Raw genomic sequence first — 15432 nt, forward strand, 5'->3', positions numbered from 1 at the left:
CTTTGAAATGATGTTGTCACTGAGGTGTTTGCTATGTCTGATCGCATTCGTGAAAAATTACAAATTCTTGCCGATGCAGCTAAATATGATGTGTCCTGTTCCTCTAGTGGTAGTGACCGTAAGAATAAAGACAAAGGTTTAGGCGATGCCAGTCGGGCAGGGATTTGCCATAGCTATACCGAAGATGGGCGCTGTGTTTCATTGCTGAAAATCTTGTTCAGTAATGTCTGTATTTTTGATTGTGCTTATTGTGTGTCGCGCCGTTCTAATGATGTGAAACGTGCTGCATTTACGGTACAAGAGGTGGTTGATCTGACCATTAATTTTTATCGTCGTAATTATATAGAGGGATTATTCCTTAGCTCAGGTATTTTTAAATCCGCCGACTATACGATGGAGCGGATGCTTCAAGTGGTGAAAAAGCTACGTCTCGAAGAAAATTTTAATGGCTATATTCATCTCAAAACTATTCCTGGAGCATCGCCTGAGCTGATTCATGAAGCAGGACTTTATGCTGACCGTATGAGCATCAATTTAGAAATGCCAACTGAGGTCGGATTAAAAGCGTTTGCGCCTGAAAAATCACATCAAGAAGTACAAAAAGACTTGGGGCTAGTGCGAGATCGACTGATTCAACTCAAAGATGAACGCCAGATTATCAAGCATGTGCCAAAATATGTACCCGCAGGGCAGACCACGCAAATGGTGGTCGGCGCACATCAGGAAACTGATCAAGACGTACTTGTGATGGCAGATCGACATTACAAGGAATTTAAACTGAAACGGGTATATTTCTCAGGTTATATTCCAATCAACACAGAAAATAACTATTTACCAGCGGTCGGTTCGGCGCCGCCTTTATTAAGGGAAAATCGGCTTTATCAAAGTGATTGGTTGATGCGTTTTTATGGTTTTGAAGTCAATGAAATCGTCAATGAAAAACACCCACATTTAGATTTGGATGTAGACCCCAAACTGAGTTGGGCGTTGCGTCATCCCGAGCAGTTTCCAGTGGATTTAAATCGTGCTGACTATCGCATGATCCTTCGTGTACCAGGCATCGGCGTAAAGTCAGCCAAGAAAATCGTGCAAGCGCGTCGTTTTGGCAAGATACATACTGATTTATTGAAGCAACTCGGTGTGGCGTATTCACGTGCCCAGTTTTTTATTCGCTGTGAAGACAGTCCACGGTTTCAAAAGGAACTTTCTACGACTGATATTCGTCAGCAAATATTAACGCAGGGTTCATCTAAATACGTTAAACAACTGTCACCGCAATTGAGTTTAGGATTTTAAACATGCTCAGTGATGCGGTGGTTTATTACTACTTTGATGGCTCTATGGTCGGTTTACTCAACTGCGTATTTCGTGCTTTTCAATTCAAAGAATTTCACGTGCAACTGTGTTTAAACCAAGGTGCACAGCATGGTTTATTTGCCACTGTAGTTGAAATTCCAAATCACGAGCAACATGCAGCACGTGTTTGGTCAGCTTTACAGCAGAAACTTTCGCATTCATCTCTGAGACAATTTTATTTTGCTTATTTGTCGGAATCGTTGGATGCCTATCAGCATTTATTTAATTACTGTATCTATGTTTTTCGGCATCAACATTCAGTCGAAAAAAATTACTCTCATCCCAGTGTTTTAGCGATTTCGCAATGGACGAAAAAGGTCGGGCGCGAAAAGCATCGTATGGAAGCTTTTGTGCGGTTTAAGAAAACTACAGATGGTTTATTTTTAAGTTTAGTTCGACCTGATTTTAATGTATTACCTTTGATACAGCCGCATTTTAAGCGTCGTTATCAAGATCAACGTTGGCTTATTTATGACGAACAACGCAAATATGGACTGTATTATGACTTACACGAGATTCATGAGGTGTCTCTAGATGCTCATCAGATTGACCGTAATATTGAAAATGGGGCTAGTCAAAATTTCCAATTAGAATTAGATGAACAAGAAGAATTATATGATCAGCTTTGGAAAGATTATTTCAATAGTATCAATATTAAAGAACGTCAGAATGTGAAATTGCATGTGCAATATTTGCCAAAACGTTATTGGCGATATTTGAATGAAAAATATGTTTAAGGCATTTTTTTGATTATTATTTTAAAAATACCAACATAACAAAAGAGCACATTCATGACTAAATTAGTTTAAAAAACAGCAGTACTGATTATGGCTTGTTTGAGTACTTTGGTATTTGCCAAAACGCAAGATAAAGCGATAGATCCTTATAGCCAATGTGTCGATGACATAATTCCACAGCTAAAACTGGGCAATATCAATAATGCTGTGGTGGAGATCTGTAGTACCAGAACCAAAACTTTATATGCAAAGCAGATTGTGCAGGTATGGGATCAAATAAAAAAACAGAGTCAGGAATACAAGCAGCTTGAACGCTATCAGGACATCATGAAATCACAACAACTCTTGAAAAATTTTGTCGATCAAAAGTGCCGTAATGCTGGTGCTTATATCGGTTCGCCGATGTATGAGTTTTGCCCCATGCAAAAATATGTAGAGCGATTGGAGCAATTGGAGGAGTATTTAAATTAATCTTGATCAGTTTTCGTTATTATTTAAAACTGTAATTTAAATACATCTTCAGTCTGAGTCGGCGTATACTGCTGCAACCAATGAAACAACACTATTCCAGCAAGGTGCATTGTGAGCTTAACCCAATCAGACTGGCTAAATGTCTTAAAACCGAATTACAAAGTATTACCTTTCAAAGAACGCCTACTTTGTGGTTTGGGCGCATTATTGGGTTTGGCATTATCTTCCCTGATCAGTTGGTGGGTGTTGGGCGATATTAACGCATGGTATATCGCGCCAATGGGTGCATCTTCGGTATTGTTGTTTGCTGTGCCTGCCAGTCCTTTGGCGCAGCCGTGGAATATTGTAGTTGGGAACAGTATTGCAGCAATTATGGGTGTGAGCTGTGCTTTATATATTCCAAATTTAACCGAAGCCTTTAGTGTGGCGGTGGCTTTATCTATTTTCTTGATGATGACCACTGATTCGCTGCATCCACCAAGTGGGGCAGTGGCCATTACCGCAGTGCTCGGCGGAGATGCCGTGCGTGAACTGGGTTATCACTTTATCTTTTATCCTGTGCTGCTCAATTCAGTTTTGCTGATGGTGATTGCAATCGTATTTAACCGCATGATTGGCAAGCCTTATCCTCAAACGCCACAGTTTAATCAACGTACCCAAGACCCAACACCTACTCAAAAAGCCACTATTCAGCCGCAAGATATTCAAGATGTTTTAGATGCCCAAACCCAGTTGCTAGATATTAGTGAATACGACTTCCAAAAAATCATTTTAGAAGCACAGCACAAAGCCAGTAAACGACAAACTCAAGCACTGACTTGTGCAGATATTATGAGTAAAGATGTGGTTAGTTTGCAGCAAGATGATGATATTCACAGTGCTTTAGAAAAATTCAAACACATGAATTTAATGAGTTTGCCAGTCATTGATACTGAACAACATTTGGTGGGAACTTTGGCATTGTATGAAGTGGTGGAATGGTTTAAACACGCAACAGATTTACCTTATAGCTGGAAACATCAAGTAAAACATATCATGTTGCGCCAAGTGGTCACGGTGCAACCGCAACAAAGTATTCAAGACCTTGTACCGTACTTTGTCGAGCGTTCTTTTAACTACATTCCTGTGGTAGAGCAGCAGCGTTTGGTGGGGATTATTAGCCGTGCCGATATGATTGCCGTCTTAAATCAACAGCTTGCTGTAAAGACCAATTGATTGACTTGTATTGTCGATGCGTATTCAACACGACTCAATCCTGAAATGCTGTGACTTTTAAAATATATTGCAGGTTGAAAGGCAAAAAAAAGCTACGATGCTTGGGGGAGCAATCGTAGCGAAAAAGAAAAAAACTGTGTAAATAAGGGATATCTAAGAGTGAATCAGCGAACGATTAAAACCTATAAATCTTACATGTGGTCAGTCTTTAAAATTTCAATACCGTTTATCGGTCTTGATCAGGATTGACCGTGCGCACAGGTCTTGTGTAGCCCTGAGTATAGTTTGTTGTATTCGACTGGTTTTGTTTAGGGATCACCAACCACAACACCAAATACACCAAAATGCCAGGAAAGGCAGCGCTCATCACGGAAACAATCACAAAAATTAAGCGCAGTAAATTTGCGTTCCAACCAAAACGTTCAGCAATACCACCCATAACCCCAGCAATCATATTTGAGCGGTTTGAGCGATATAAACCAACATTGGCCATCTAATTCTCCTTGAGAGATCTAAAATTCAAAATAAATACAGGCTGAGGTTTAGGTTTACAGCACATCATCTGTCTATAGAATAAAAATGGTGATGCACTTGGGTTTTTTAAAGGGCGGTGGCAAAGCAATTAGTAAAGTTATGTAACTTTTGGTGTTGCTTAAACCAGCATCCACCTAAAATATCGTAAAGAAGCAATGGGCAGAGTAAGCGCTTGACCACAAAGGATTGAGGAAAAGCATGGCTTACATTGAGCTGTCTATTCGGTGGTTTGAATAGGACTGAATACTCGGTCTGGTCACTCTATATGAGGGATAGTGTGTCGGCTAAATTAAATATTTGCGCAGTTTCTATATGGAGTGCAGTGGCATTGCTTGGATGCGATGATTCACAACTTGAGCAAGCTGCAGTGCAAAAATATACAGAACAGGTAGAAACCAAAAGACTGACTGAAGTAGCAGGGCAGGCAACCGCACCCATGCAAACGGCTGCAACAGAACATCATATTCCCGAAAATCATCTGACTTATGTGGGACGCTATACTATTCAGATTAGTTGTGAAGATAAGTTTGTTATGTGCGAAAGCGGAAAAGTCGATTATATTCTGACCTTATTGCCTGATGGGACAGCGCATCGTATTTTTGTCAATGCGGGGCAAATCAGTTACGACAATAAAAAAAAATACCGCAAAGATTTATGGTTCTATGATGAAGACGCGCATCAAATTGTGGTGGCACGCGCCTCTGGGGTGAACTTTTACTATAATGTTGATCAAGACCATAATTTAATTATGGATAAAAACAAAATTGCGATTGCAACAGAAAATAATCGTGAATACTTTAAAAGCAATCCCTTACCTTCGCAAAACTATCATTTAATCAGAGCAAGTTAATTATTCGCTCATTCAATTCTTAGCCCATTCGTGAAAAACTTTTGGGCTTTTGTTTTTTTACATCAAGTTTTTATTTGGGATGTGTAAAGTATGATTTATCAATGATGGCACATCGTCTACAACTGAATTGAGCAAGGTGTAGTGGATAAAAGTGTTAGTCAAACAGGGCAGAATACGGGAATTCTATAGTAAATTACGAAACTGCACGATCCACAGAACAGTGCTGTGATGACTGGTAATTTAAAGATTTTTTAGAAGGAATGGTGGGTCGTCCGCGATTCGAACGCGGGACCAACGGATTAAAAGTCCGCTGCTCTACCGACTGAGCTAACGACCCAGAGGAGTAAAAATGACGATGATCATTTTTAAAGTATCAACCTTAAAGAATATGGTGGGTCGTCCGCGATTCGAACGCGGGACCAACGGATTAAAAGTCCGCTGCTCTACCGACTGAGCTAACGACCCATCTAAGGTTGATCAAGGAAATGGTGGGTCGTCCGCGATTCGAACGCGGGACCAACGGATTAAAAGTCCGCTGCTCTACCGACTGAGCTAACGACCCTGAACCAGCAATCAAGCAGGCTTGATTGTGATGTGCAAGAAAAACCAGAGGGTTTTAAGCACCACTTCGTTTGATGGAGCGTATTGTAGCAAGATATGAAGCGAGCGCAAGTAAAAAATAAAAAAGTTGCCTATGTTTGATTATAAATGCAACAAATTTGTCGTATCTAATCAAAAAATAGGCAACATAGTGGCTTAGAAGCGATATTGATACTGTTGAATATTGTCGTAAATTTCTTGGGTCAGCTCGCAATAAGCAGATTGGTTTGGCAATAACACCAGAATTTTTTCATCACACTGTTTTAAATCAAAACCTTGAGTTTTCAGGGTGTTCTTCTGATATTTAAATGTACCTGTGGTTTGCATTTGCTTTTGAATGCGTAAAAAAACGGGTACTGCATAAGCGGGCATTGCTTTTTTAAACTCCACCAGCATTTGACGCAAGTCTTGTTCATCTAACTGGCAGCCTTCGTTTAAGGTAATCGCAGCCATACCTGCACGACCATTGGTATGTGGGATTTCAACGCCATACACGACAGCTTCAGCAATTTTTTCATAGTCACTGACAATGTTTTCTACTTCTGTGGTGGATACGTTCTCACCTTTCCAGCGGAAGGTATCACCTAAACGATCAACAAACTGGGCGTGACGGAAGCCAATGTCGCGGACTAAATCGCCCGTGTTAAAATAGGCATCGCCTTGTTTAAACACGTTTTGCATCATCACCGCCTTGTTTTTTTCAGGGTCGGTGTAGCCATCAAACGGTGAGCGACGGGTGATTTTTCCAATCAATAAGCCGACTTCGCCTTTTTTGACTTTCATGCATTTGCCTTTGGCATCGCGTACGGGTTCATTTTTTTCTTTATCAAACTGAATGACCGCATAAGGTGTCGGTGAAAAACCAACCGTGTTGTCAAAGTTAAACACATTGCTAAAGCCGACGTTGCCTTCGCTAGACGCATACAGTTCCAGAATTTCCTGAACGCCAAAGCGTGTTTTGAATTTGCTCCAAATATTAGGACGCATGCCATTGCCAATCATTTTGGTCACACGATGCCCACGCTCTAAATCAGAAGCAGGCGCATCCATTAAATAACGGCACAATTCGCCCACATAGCCAATCGCAGAGGCATTGAATTTGTGTACATCTTGCCAGAAGCATGAAGTGGAGTATTTTCTACGGATGGCAAAGGTGGCACTGCCTGCAATTACGCCACACCAGCACACCACAATACCTGTGGCATGGTACAGCGGCAGAGTGCAGTACATCACATCATCCTGATTTAAACCCAAGACATGACCATAGGTACCATAAGCCAACGTCCAACGGCTATTGGTGAAAATCACCGCTTTAGGTAAGCCTGTTGTACCTGAGGTATAGATATAAAACAGCCCATCTTTGCCCTGTACTGACTGTGTGGTGGCAGGGTTAAAGCTTGGGAATGATGCAATGCATTGCGCTAAATTTTGAAAACCTTCAGGGGCAGTGCCAGCATCGGTACGGGTATTTTGATCTGCAAACCAATACAGTCGATTTTCTGTAAGCTCAAGTTCTTGGCGAATATCGGCAACGGCTTGACGACATTCTTCCCCCACAATCACGGCAATTGGTTTGACTAAATTGATGCTGTGCGCCAAAACTTTGGCAACTTGTGCGGTATTGACCAAAGCCACGGTAACGCCAATTTTTGCTAAGCCAATGACACTGGCAATTAATTCAGGGCGATTTTCCAACATCACCGCAATTACATCACCTTTACGTGCACCTATGCTTAAATAGTAATGGGCAATTTGGTTGGCCCAAGCATTGAGCTGTAAATAGCTGTACAGCTGATCTTCAAACACTAGTGCACAGCCATGCGGGTTACGATGCACGGCTTTTTCAAATGCTAGACCTAAGCCTGCAGGCGTGTTGGGTGTGCGTAAATAGGCTTGCTTTAACCCTGTGATCAGGTGAGGCACTTTAGTCATAAACTGCGGAATTTTTGCCGCAACATCCGTTAAGCCAATTAAATCGCTTTTTGTCATCTGGTTCATAAGAATCCTGTTTTTGTCATCATCCGTTGCATCTGCACAGCATCACGTCTTGTTGTTTTGTAATCCCTAAGTCCTAGTGCAATCAACCTAATTTTTCAGCTTTGTTAGGTGTTTTTAGAAAAGCTGTTAAAAATCAAAAACACCTAAGTTCAAATTAGCTCGCTTAAATTTAAGTCAGCACCGCGTTGGCTCTAAAGTAGCAAAAAAAATCCAGCCATTAAAATGACTGGATTTTTTTATTCCGCTGCAAAAGTGCGAATTACGACTCAGTTGGCGGAGTTACTTTTTTAGGTGGACGGCCACGTGGACGACGCGGACGCGCAGTTTTCTCTTTCTCTGCTTTGTCCTGTTCAGATTCAGCAGTTTCGACTGGGTCGTCTACAGCCAATTCCACTTGTACAGGTGCGACCACTTCAACGGCAGTTTCTTCTTGCGCTGCTGCAGTTTCAGTGACAGTTTGTGCAAGGTCGTCTTGCGCGTTCAACTCTGGCTGAGTAGCTTCAGTTGTAGCCTCTACTTCAGGGTTTACTTCTGTAGTTGCTTCGACTTCTGTGCTTAGCGCTACAGACGTTTCTGCAGTAGAGTTTGCTTCTACAGATGCGTCGGTAGTTGCCACAACGTCAGTCGTTGGCTCTGCTGCAGGTGTGCTTTCCGCTTCAGCCTTTTCTACTGCCTGTGCTTGCTTGGCTTGTTCCAAGGCTTGCTCAGCAGCTTGTTTGGCTAAACGACGACGCTCACGCGGATCGTTGGCAACACGCTTATCTGACACAGGTTTTGGTGGTGTTAGGTCTAACACAGGCGCAGGTTCTGCTTCTGGTGCAGCTTTCGCAACTTCCACATCACGTGTGACAGGTTTTTTCTCTGCCACAGGCGCAGTGCTAACAAGGCTTGCCGCATATTCATCGGTGAACTTTTGCAAAGCACGATTGAACGTTGGAATTAAACCAAACTGTTCAATCAGGACTGAACAATCTTCGCCATAGACGTGGCGAATCAGGCTACCAATGCTGTATTGCGCTAAAGTTGGCACCTGTGAAGGTGTTAACTTTGGTGCAGCTGCTTGCTGTGCTTGAGCTTCACGTTGCTGACGACGACGCTGACGCGGGTCATTGCTGGCACGTCTTGCAGGTTCAGTTGGCTGTGCTTGTACTTCCGCAGGTGCAGCTGTTTTTTCTGCAACAACAGGAGCAGCCTCTACCACAGCAACAGCTTGAGTCGGTTCAGCAACCGTTTCAAGCAGAGTTGCTTCTACTGCTGTCACTGGTTCAGCCGCTACTGGCGCAGCATTCAATGCCACAATTTCAGTTTGAGCTTGATCGACATTCACCACCAAAGCCGTTGTATTGAACTCTTGACGCGGTGCGTCAATTAACTCCACTTTCGGATGATTAGAAGCCACTGCCGTAGTCGTTGCTTGCTCATTCAATACGCTTGGGTCGCGGTGACGATTTGGGCGTTCTGGACGAGGTTGGTTGCGACGGTCACGACGTGGCACGGCATTTTGCTGCTGCTCATTGTTATTTTGAGCTTCTTGCTGCTGTGGTGCTTGGTCATTGTTGTGCTGACGACGAGAGCTGCGTTTGTTTTCACGCGCTTCCTGACGTTGCTCCTGACGCGACATCTGAACCACTTCTTCATGCACTTGATGTTGTTGATTGTCGTGCTGAGTTTGCGGCTCACGTTGCTCTTTGTGCTTGTTATTGTTGTTGCTGTGACGCGGCTTTTTGTTGTTGTGACGCGGAGCAGGTTTGTCTTCACGTTCAGCAGATTTATCTGCAGAGTCACGTTCAGTTTTTTGTGCCACTGTCGATGGTGCAAGGTACACATTTTGACTGCTTGCAGCAGGGGCAGCAGATGCAGTTGCAATTTGACCAAACTGACCACGGCTCACAGCACCGCTATTCACCATTTGCTCGATGGCTGCTGCTGCATTGTTGGCACTACGTGCTTGATCAATGGTGCTGGCTTGCTTTTGAACAAACAGGTTTTCTAACCAGGCACATGGGCTTGCAGTAGTTGTTGCTGCCGCAGGTGCAGGCTGCTGTTGTGCAGATGCTTTATTTTGCTGTGCTGCTTGTGGTTTTCTTGCAGAGGTTTTTTCAGCCGCAGGTGCAGCAGCGTGGCTGTGCGATTGATCTGCTTCTTCTAAATGCCATTCAGAAGATTCATAACCCAACTCTTTTTCGCTTGAACGAGTTGCTTCAGTACGTTCATAGCTGGTTGGTGCAAAGCCTTCAGGATTATACGAAATTTCGTAATGTGGGGTTTCTAAGTGTGGGTGAGGTAATACAGTCACACGCACATTTGAAGTTTGCTCAAGGTAAACCAGACTGTGACGTTTTTCATTCAGTAAGAATGCTGCAATTTCAACAGGTACTTCGACTTGAACTTCACCATGACGTTCACGCAGGGCAATTTCTTCCACTTTACGCATAATTGAAAGTGAAAGAGAGCGTAGGTCACGTACCATGCCTGTACCGTGACAGCGTGGGCAAACGTAACCAGTCGCTTCTTCAAGTGATGGACGTAAGCGCTGACGGCTCATTTCCATTAAACCAAAACGGGATAATTGACCAAATTGAATACGTGCGCGGTCACTTTGTGTTGCTTCACGAAGTTTGGCTTCAACCATACGTTGGTTGCGGTCTTTGGTCATGTCGATAAAGTCGATGACCACCAAACCACCGATGTCGCGTAAACGCAATTGACGCGCAATTTCTTCGGCAGCTTCAAGGTTGGTATTAAGCGCAGTATCTTCAACATCTTGACCACGGGTAGACTTAGCCGAGTTGATGTCAATTGAAACTAATGCTTCAGTTTGGTCAATGACAATTGAGCCGCCTGAAGGCAATTTAACTTCACGCTCATAAGCTGTTTGAATTTGGCTTTCGATACCAAAATGCGCGAATAGCGGCTCATTTAAAGTATAGGTTTTTAGCTTGTCTAACTGACGTGGCATCACGGCTTTTACGAAGTTATAGGCTTCGTTATAAGCTTGTTCTGAGTCAATTAAAATTTCGGCAACATCATCACGTAAGTAGTCACGAATCGCACGTGTCACCACACCTGCTTCTTGGTGTACCAACATTGGCGATGGGCCAGAGCTTGCGGTGTTTTGAATTTGCGCCCAAAGGTCAAGCAAGTGTTGTAAATCAAGCTGTAATTCTTCTTGTGAACGACCAATGCCCGCAGTACGTACAATCACGCTCATGCCGCGTGGCACGTTTAAAGATGCCAACATTTCTTTGAGTTCTTCACGCACAGAACCTGAAATTTGACGACTGATACCGCCACCTTTCGGGTTATTTGGCATAAGCACTAAATAACGACCAGCCAAAGAAATGAAGGTAGAGAGCGCAGCACCTTTGTTGCCACGTTCTTCTTTTTCTACCTGTACCAAAAGCTCAGTGCCTTCAGTGATCAGTTCACGAATATTAGAAGTTTGGCGAGGGTCGGCTTTGTAATAAGAGTTTGCGATTTCACGCATCGACAGGAAGCCTTGGCGACCTGCACCGTATTCAACAAATACGGCTTCTAAAGAAGGTTCTACACGGGTCACATGACCTTTGTAGATATTCGATTTTTTTTGTTCACGGGTACGATTTTCTAAATCGAAATCGTAAAGACGCTGACCAGTGACAAGTGCAACGCGAATTTCTTCGGCATGTGTTGCATTAATCAACATACGTTTCATGGGTGTAACACCTAATAGTGATACACAGCAAAAAATCGCTAGACACGTAGCGAACATCAAGCATCACGGATCAACTGCTCAGATCTCAAAAAAACCAATTGTGGTCTGAGCTTTTTTTACCAGCCTTTTTGTGTGGGGCTGCGGTGTATGATTCACGTATTGATGATGGCAATACGGCTTTAACCTTTAAACGGATAAAGTCACCTGATCGCTTCACTGGCGGACGAGCGGTGTATTGGATGTGTGTAACTTTCACTGTCACATTGCTCGAAGATCATCTCTTCTTTCATAGATAGAGTGTCTTGATACGGAATTATCGTCGTATCTTTACAAATTGTGCAGATCCAATACATCAAACGCTTTAGCCTGAAGTGGTTTTCAGGGTGCGACTAATCTGATGTGTATCAGTTTACGTTTAAAAACCAACTAGAGTTGGCGACATATTTTTTCAGGCAAACTGATTTATGTACCTGAGGTACAATTAAACGCAACAGTTTGCTTTTTTGCCGATATAATAAGCCTTCGGCGTCGGCATAATTCTTTTGGGACCTGCTCGTATGTAGTGGGATGTTGGTTGATTGCTCTATTTCAGAAAAACCTGAAAAGATTCAACGTGAACCCACTGACGATGGTTTCCGTGCGCTGACTATATCAAACCTTGCATCATCTGCCTATGGGCTAAGCTTATGTTTCTTGTGTAAAGCATAGCCTAAATGATCAGTTTTTAATCAATTTTAGTATTTTATTAGGTCTCTTAACTGTATGAATTCTACCCAACAATGGCAAAGTGTCACTTGGTTTGAAGTGGATGAGCATCAAGCGGGTCAACGCATCGATAATTTTTTGTTTAGTCGTTTAAAAGGGGTGCCTAAAAGTCGCATCTATCGTTTGATTCGTGAAGGGCAGGTGCGGGTCAATAAAAAGCGCATTAAAGCAGAAACCAAACTGAATATTGGCGATCAAATTCGTGTGGCGCCGATTCGCTATGAACAAAAAGACGACAGTGCTGCTCCAATTTCAGACAAGGTGGCACAGGGTTTATTGAGCCGTGTGGTTTATGAAGATGAAGGCTTGATGGTGGTGAATAAACCTTCGGGCATTGCAGTCCATGGCGGCAGTGGCGTTGCCTACGGGTTGATTGAAGGCTTACGTGCTGCGACAGGTAAAAAATATTTGGAATTGATTCACCGTATTGACCGTGATACTTCAGGCTTGGTGATGATTTCCAAAAAACGCAGTACCTTAAAAACCCTGCAAGATTTATTGCGCGAACATAAAATCCAAAAAACTTATGCTGCGATTGTCAAAGGGCAGGTGAGTTTGGATCAACAATTGATTGATGCGCCGTTGCATCGTTATGAATTGGCGAATGGCGAACGTCGTGTACGTGTATCTAAAGAAGGTAAAGAGTCTAAAACCCAGTGGAATGTGGCTGAGCGTTTTATGCATGCAAGCTTGGTATATGCTTCGCCGTTGTCAGGACGTACCCATCAAATTCGTGTGCATGGTTTAAGCATTGGGCATCCGTTGGTGGGTGATGATAAATATGGTCATCAAACTGAATATCGGGGTCCTGCGCCACGTCGTTTGTGCTTACATGCCATGCGTTTGGAAATTCCAGGCTATCCTGTGATTGAAGCGCCTTTACCTGAAGATATGCAGAGTTTGGTGGCGCAGTTGAGAGCGCAAAAGGCGGATAAGCCGACGGCGCCACCTGAGTTTTAATTTTTGTAACTCTCTGTTGTGCGATAGCAGCTTGCTTCTTTTTAAAGATGAGGAACATTGTTTCGCAAAAAGGAGATGAGGTTTTCAGGGGTAATTCACTGCCACATTTTAAAGTTTTTAATTTAAATTTTTGGTGTATAGGCTATGCCTTACTTTTCAAAGATGAAAAGTAACAAAAAACTTTTGTTTCGCTGATGGAACATCTCTGTGCCACAGCGAAACGGCGACATCCATGTCGCCCTTCGCGTATCGAATATTTGTTGTGATATATGTGCTGATTCTTGGTCGTTTATCCTTTTGAGTTAAGGTAAAGCGAGGGAATTTAAAAGCCGAATCAAATCTAGGAATCTAATATGAACAAACCTGTAGAACTCATCATTTTTGATTGGGATGGCACCTTATTTAATTCCGTCGGTCAAATTGTGGCGAGTTTGCAGTTCGCAGCACAACAATTTCAGCAACCCCTGACCGATGCTGCGGCTAAAAGTATTATTGGTTTGGGTTTGCCTGAAGTGGCACAGCGTTTATTTCCTGAAGTGCCAGAGCTGCATCAAGCGATTTTGCAGTGCTATTCAGAACACTATGTCGAACACTCAAAAACCGATGCTTGGTTTGAGGGTGTGGCAGATATGCTCGATGAGTTGTCAGGTTTGGGACTGAAATTGGCAGTGGCAACAGGCAAAAGCCGTAAAGGTTTAGACCGAGTGTTGGCGCAAACCCAAAGTCAGGATTTGTTTGTGGCGACACGTGCTGCAAGTGAAACCAAATCTAAACCTGATCCTTTAATGCTGCAGGAAATTTTGAGCAGTACCGATGTGCAGGTCGAGCAAGCGATTATGGTGGGTGATACTTCTTACGATTTGGAAATGGCACAAAACATTGCCATGCCGCGTGTAGGCGTGAGTTATGGCGTGCATAGTGTAGAGGTGTTGCAGCGTTATCAGCCTTTAACCATTGCAGATGATGTGCCGAGTTTGCATGATTTTTTAGTGCAGCAATATCGTTTACGTCAGGCGAGTTAAACCCAGTAAAACAATTTAGATGAATTTGAAATTAGAGTAACTTGAAAAATTTCAGGTTGCTCTTTTTTTATGTACTTTTGGGAGCGTCATAAAAAGGCTTAGCTTTTAGTCTAAAGTTAGGATTAAGACATTTTAAGATTGCTGCGAATTGCCGAGTCAATGACTCGGAAAATAATGTCATAGCCTACAGACAACTGTTTTGCTTGCTTTTTATAAAAATAGATTAATAGCTAATAGCTATTGAAAAAAAGAAAATAAGTATTGGCATAAACCCGCCTTTTTTCCGATTCTTAATCAGTTTACATACCTCTGAGCTGGATAGCTTGTCCTGAGAATGGACAAGATCGGGGTCATCATCCCTATTTTCTATTATTACCTTTCCAACATCTCGGGGTATATGCCCAATTTTTGCAGTTTAAGGAAACATTGATGTCGAATTCTGCTGTTGTTGAATCAGTTGCGCAAGCATTACGTACTGCCGAACTCTCTCAAACTGCGATTGCGCCAATCCGCCCAGAACTTGGTGGTGAAAGTGCTGACGTAGATATTGCCTATGCCGTTCAAGAAGTGAATACCGAACGTGCCTTAAAAGAAGGTCGTCGTTTGGTGGGGCGTAAAATTGGTTTGACCTCTAAAGTGGTTCAAGCACAACTGGGTGTAGATCAGCCTGACTTTGGCATGTTGTTTGCCGATATGGCTTATGGTGATGGTGAAGCGATTCCTGCAGGTTTGCTGATTCAGCCAAAAGTAGAAGCAGAAATTGCATTGGTGATTAACCAAGATCTAACCAAAGAAAAACACACGTATGCGGATATTATCAGCGCGACTGAATATGCCTTGCCTGCCATTGAAGTGGTCGATAGCCGTATTGAAAACTGGAAAATTAGTTTGATTGATACCGTGGCCGATAACGCATCTTCTGCTGCATTCGTTCTAGGTTCAAAACCAGTCAAGCTAGAAAATCTGGATTTGGTGAACTGCAAAATGGTGATGACCCGTGGTGAAGAAGTAGTTTCTCAAGGCGTGGGTAAAGCTTGTTTAGCAAATCCATTAAACGCTGCCGTGTGGTTAGCCGATGAAATGGTGCGCCGTGGTCGTCCATTGTTAAAAGGCGACATCATCTTAACTGGTGCTTTAGGTCCTATGGTTGTTGCACAGCCAGGTGAAGAATTTAAAGTCGAAATTGAAGGCTTTGGTTCAGTGACAGCTGCGTTTGCTGCGGAATAAATC

At 42.9% G+C, this 15432-nt stretch carries 11 protein-coding genes and 3 tRNA genes; 8 read left to right on the top strand and 6 right to left on the bottom strand.

Annotation, left to right across the window (positions count from 1 at the left end; translation table 11 throughout):
* The first annotated feature begins 33 nt into the window (after positions 1-33).
* The 4 genes from FTV43_RS04415 to FTV43_RS04430 all read left to right on the top strand — a co-directional run bounded on the left by FTV43_RS04415 (position 34) and on the right by FTV43_RS04430 (position 3779).
* Entirely contained in the window at positions 34-1296 is a 1263-nt protein-coding gene (locus tag FTV43_RS04415) for a putative DNA modification/repair radical SAM protein (protein ID WP_004757055.1), read from the top strand.
* A 2-nt stretch (positions 1297-1298) separates the two neighbouring features.
* Positions 1299-2093 (top strand): TIGR03915 family putative DNA repair protein, encoded by a 795-nt coding sequence (locus FTV43_RS04420; RefSeq protein WP_179994948.1) that lies wholly within the window; start codon positions 1299-1301, stop codon positions 2091-2093.
* 90 nt (positions 2094-2183) lie between these two features.
* Complete coding sequence (locus tag FTV43_RS04425; RefSeq protein WP_070154443.1) at positions 2184-2564, top strand: hypothetical protein; 381 nt, start codon at positions 2184-2186, stop codon at positions 2562-2564.
* Between the two features lie 111 nt (positions 2565-2675).
* On the top strand, positions 2676-3779 hold the full coding sequence (locus FTV43_RS04430) for an HPP family protein (RefSeq protein WP_179994949.1): 1104 nt from the start codon (positions 2676-2678) through the stop codon (positions 3777-3779).
* A 226-nt stretch (positions 3780-4005) separates the two neighbouring features.
* Here FTV43_RS04430 and FTV43_RS04435 read toward each other — a convergent pair whose 3' ends face one another.
* A complete protein-coding gene (locus FTV43_RS04435) occupies positions 4006-4272 on the bottom strand; it encodes a PspC domain-containing protein (RefSeq protein WP_131261073.1) in 267 nt (88 codons plus the stop codon).
* A 318-nt stretch (positions 4273-4590) separates the two neighbouring features.
* Between FTV43_RS04435 and FTV43_RS04440 the strand changes: the two genes are divergently transcribed.
* Positions 4591-5163 carry a hypothetical protein gene (locus FTV43_RS04440; protein WP_178866047.1) on the top strand — a complete coding sequence of 191 codons (573 nt, stop codon included), beginning with the start codon at positions 4591-4593 and terminating at the stop codon, positions 5161-5163.
* A 261-nt stretch (positions 5164-5424) separates the two neighbouring features.
* Here FTV43_RS04440 and FTV43_RS04445 read toward each other — a convergent pair.
* From FTV43_RS04445 to FTV43_RS04465, 5 genes are all read right to left on the bottom strand, one after another.
* Positions 5425-5500 (bottom strand) — tRNA-Lys (locus tag FTV43_RS04445).
* A gap of 52 nt (positions 5501-5552) precedes the next feature.
* Positions 5553-5628, bottom strand: a tRNA-Lys gene (locus tag FTV43_RS04450).
* Between the two features lie 21 nt (positions 5629-5649).
* Positions 5650-5725, bottom strand: a tRNA-Lys gene (locus FTV43_RS04455).
* Between the two features lie 194 nt (positions 5726-5919).
* Complete coding sequence (locus FTV43_RS04460) at positions 5920-7761, bottom strand: long-chain-acyl-CoA synthetase (RefSeq protein ID WP_179994950.1); 1842 nt, start codon at positions 7759-7761, stop codon at positions 5920-5922.
* Between the two features lie 259 nt (positions 7762-8020).
* Positions 8021-11455, bottom strand: a complete 3435-nt coding sequence (locus tag FTV43_RS04465) for an Rne/Rng family ribonuclease (protein ID WP_179994951.1) — start codon at positions 11453-11455, stop codon at positions 8021-8023.
* Positions 11456-12217: 762 nt separating this feature from the next.
* Here FTV43_RS04465 and FTV43_RS04470 point away from each other — a divergent pair.
* From FTV43_RS04470 to FTV43_RS04480, 3 genes are all read left to right on the top strand, one after another.
* A complete protein-coding gene (locus FTV43_RS04470) occupies positions 12218-13180 on the top strand; it encodes an RluA family pseudouridine synthase (RefSeq protein WP_154321085.1) in 963 nt (320 codons plus the stop codon).
* Positions 13181-13533: 353 nt separating this feature from the next.
* On the top strand, positions 13534-14202 hold the full coding sequence (locus tag FTV43_RS04475; RefSeq protein ID WP_004976034.1) for an HAD-IA family hydrolase: 669 nt from the start codon (positions 13534-13536) through the stop codon (positions 14200-14202).
* A gap of 429 nt (positions 14203-14631) precedes the next feature.
* Positions 14632-15429: a 2-keto-4-pentenoate hydratase gene (locus FTV43_RS04480; protein WP_004976036.1), complete on the top strand. Its 798-nt coding sequence runs from the start codon at positions 14632-14634 to the stop codon at positions 15427-15429.
* Positions 15430-15432: the final 3 nt, after the last annotated feature.

The sequence above is a fragment of the Acinetobacter sp. YH16053 genome, assembly GCF_013417035.1.
In the GTDB taxonomy this organism is placed as follows: domain Bacteria; phylum Pseudomonadota; class Gammaproteobacteria; order Pseudomonadales; family Moraxellaceae; genus Acinetobacter; species Acinetobacter towneri.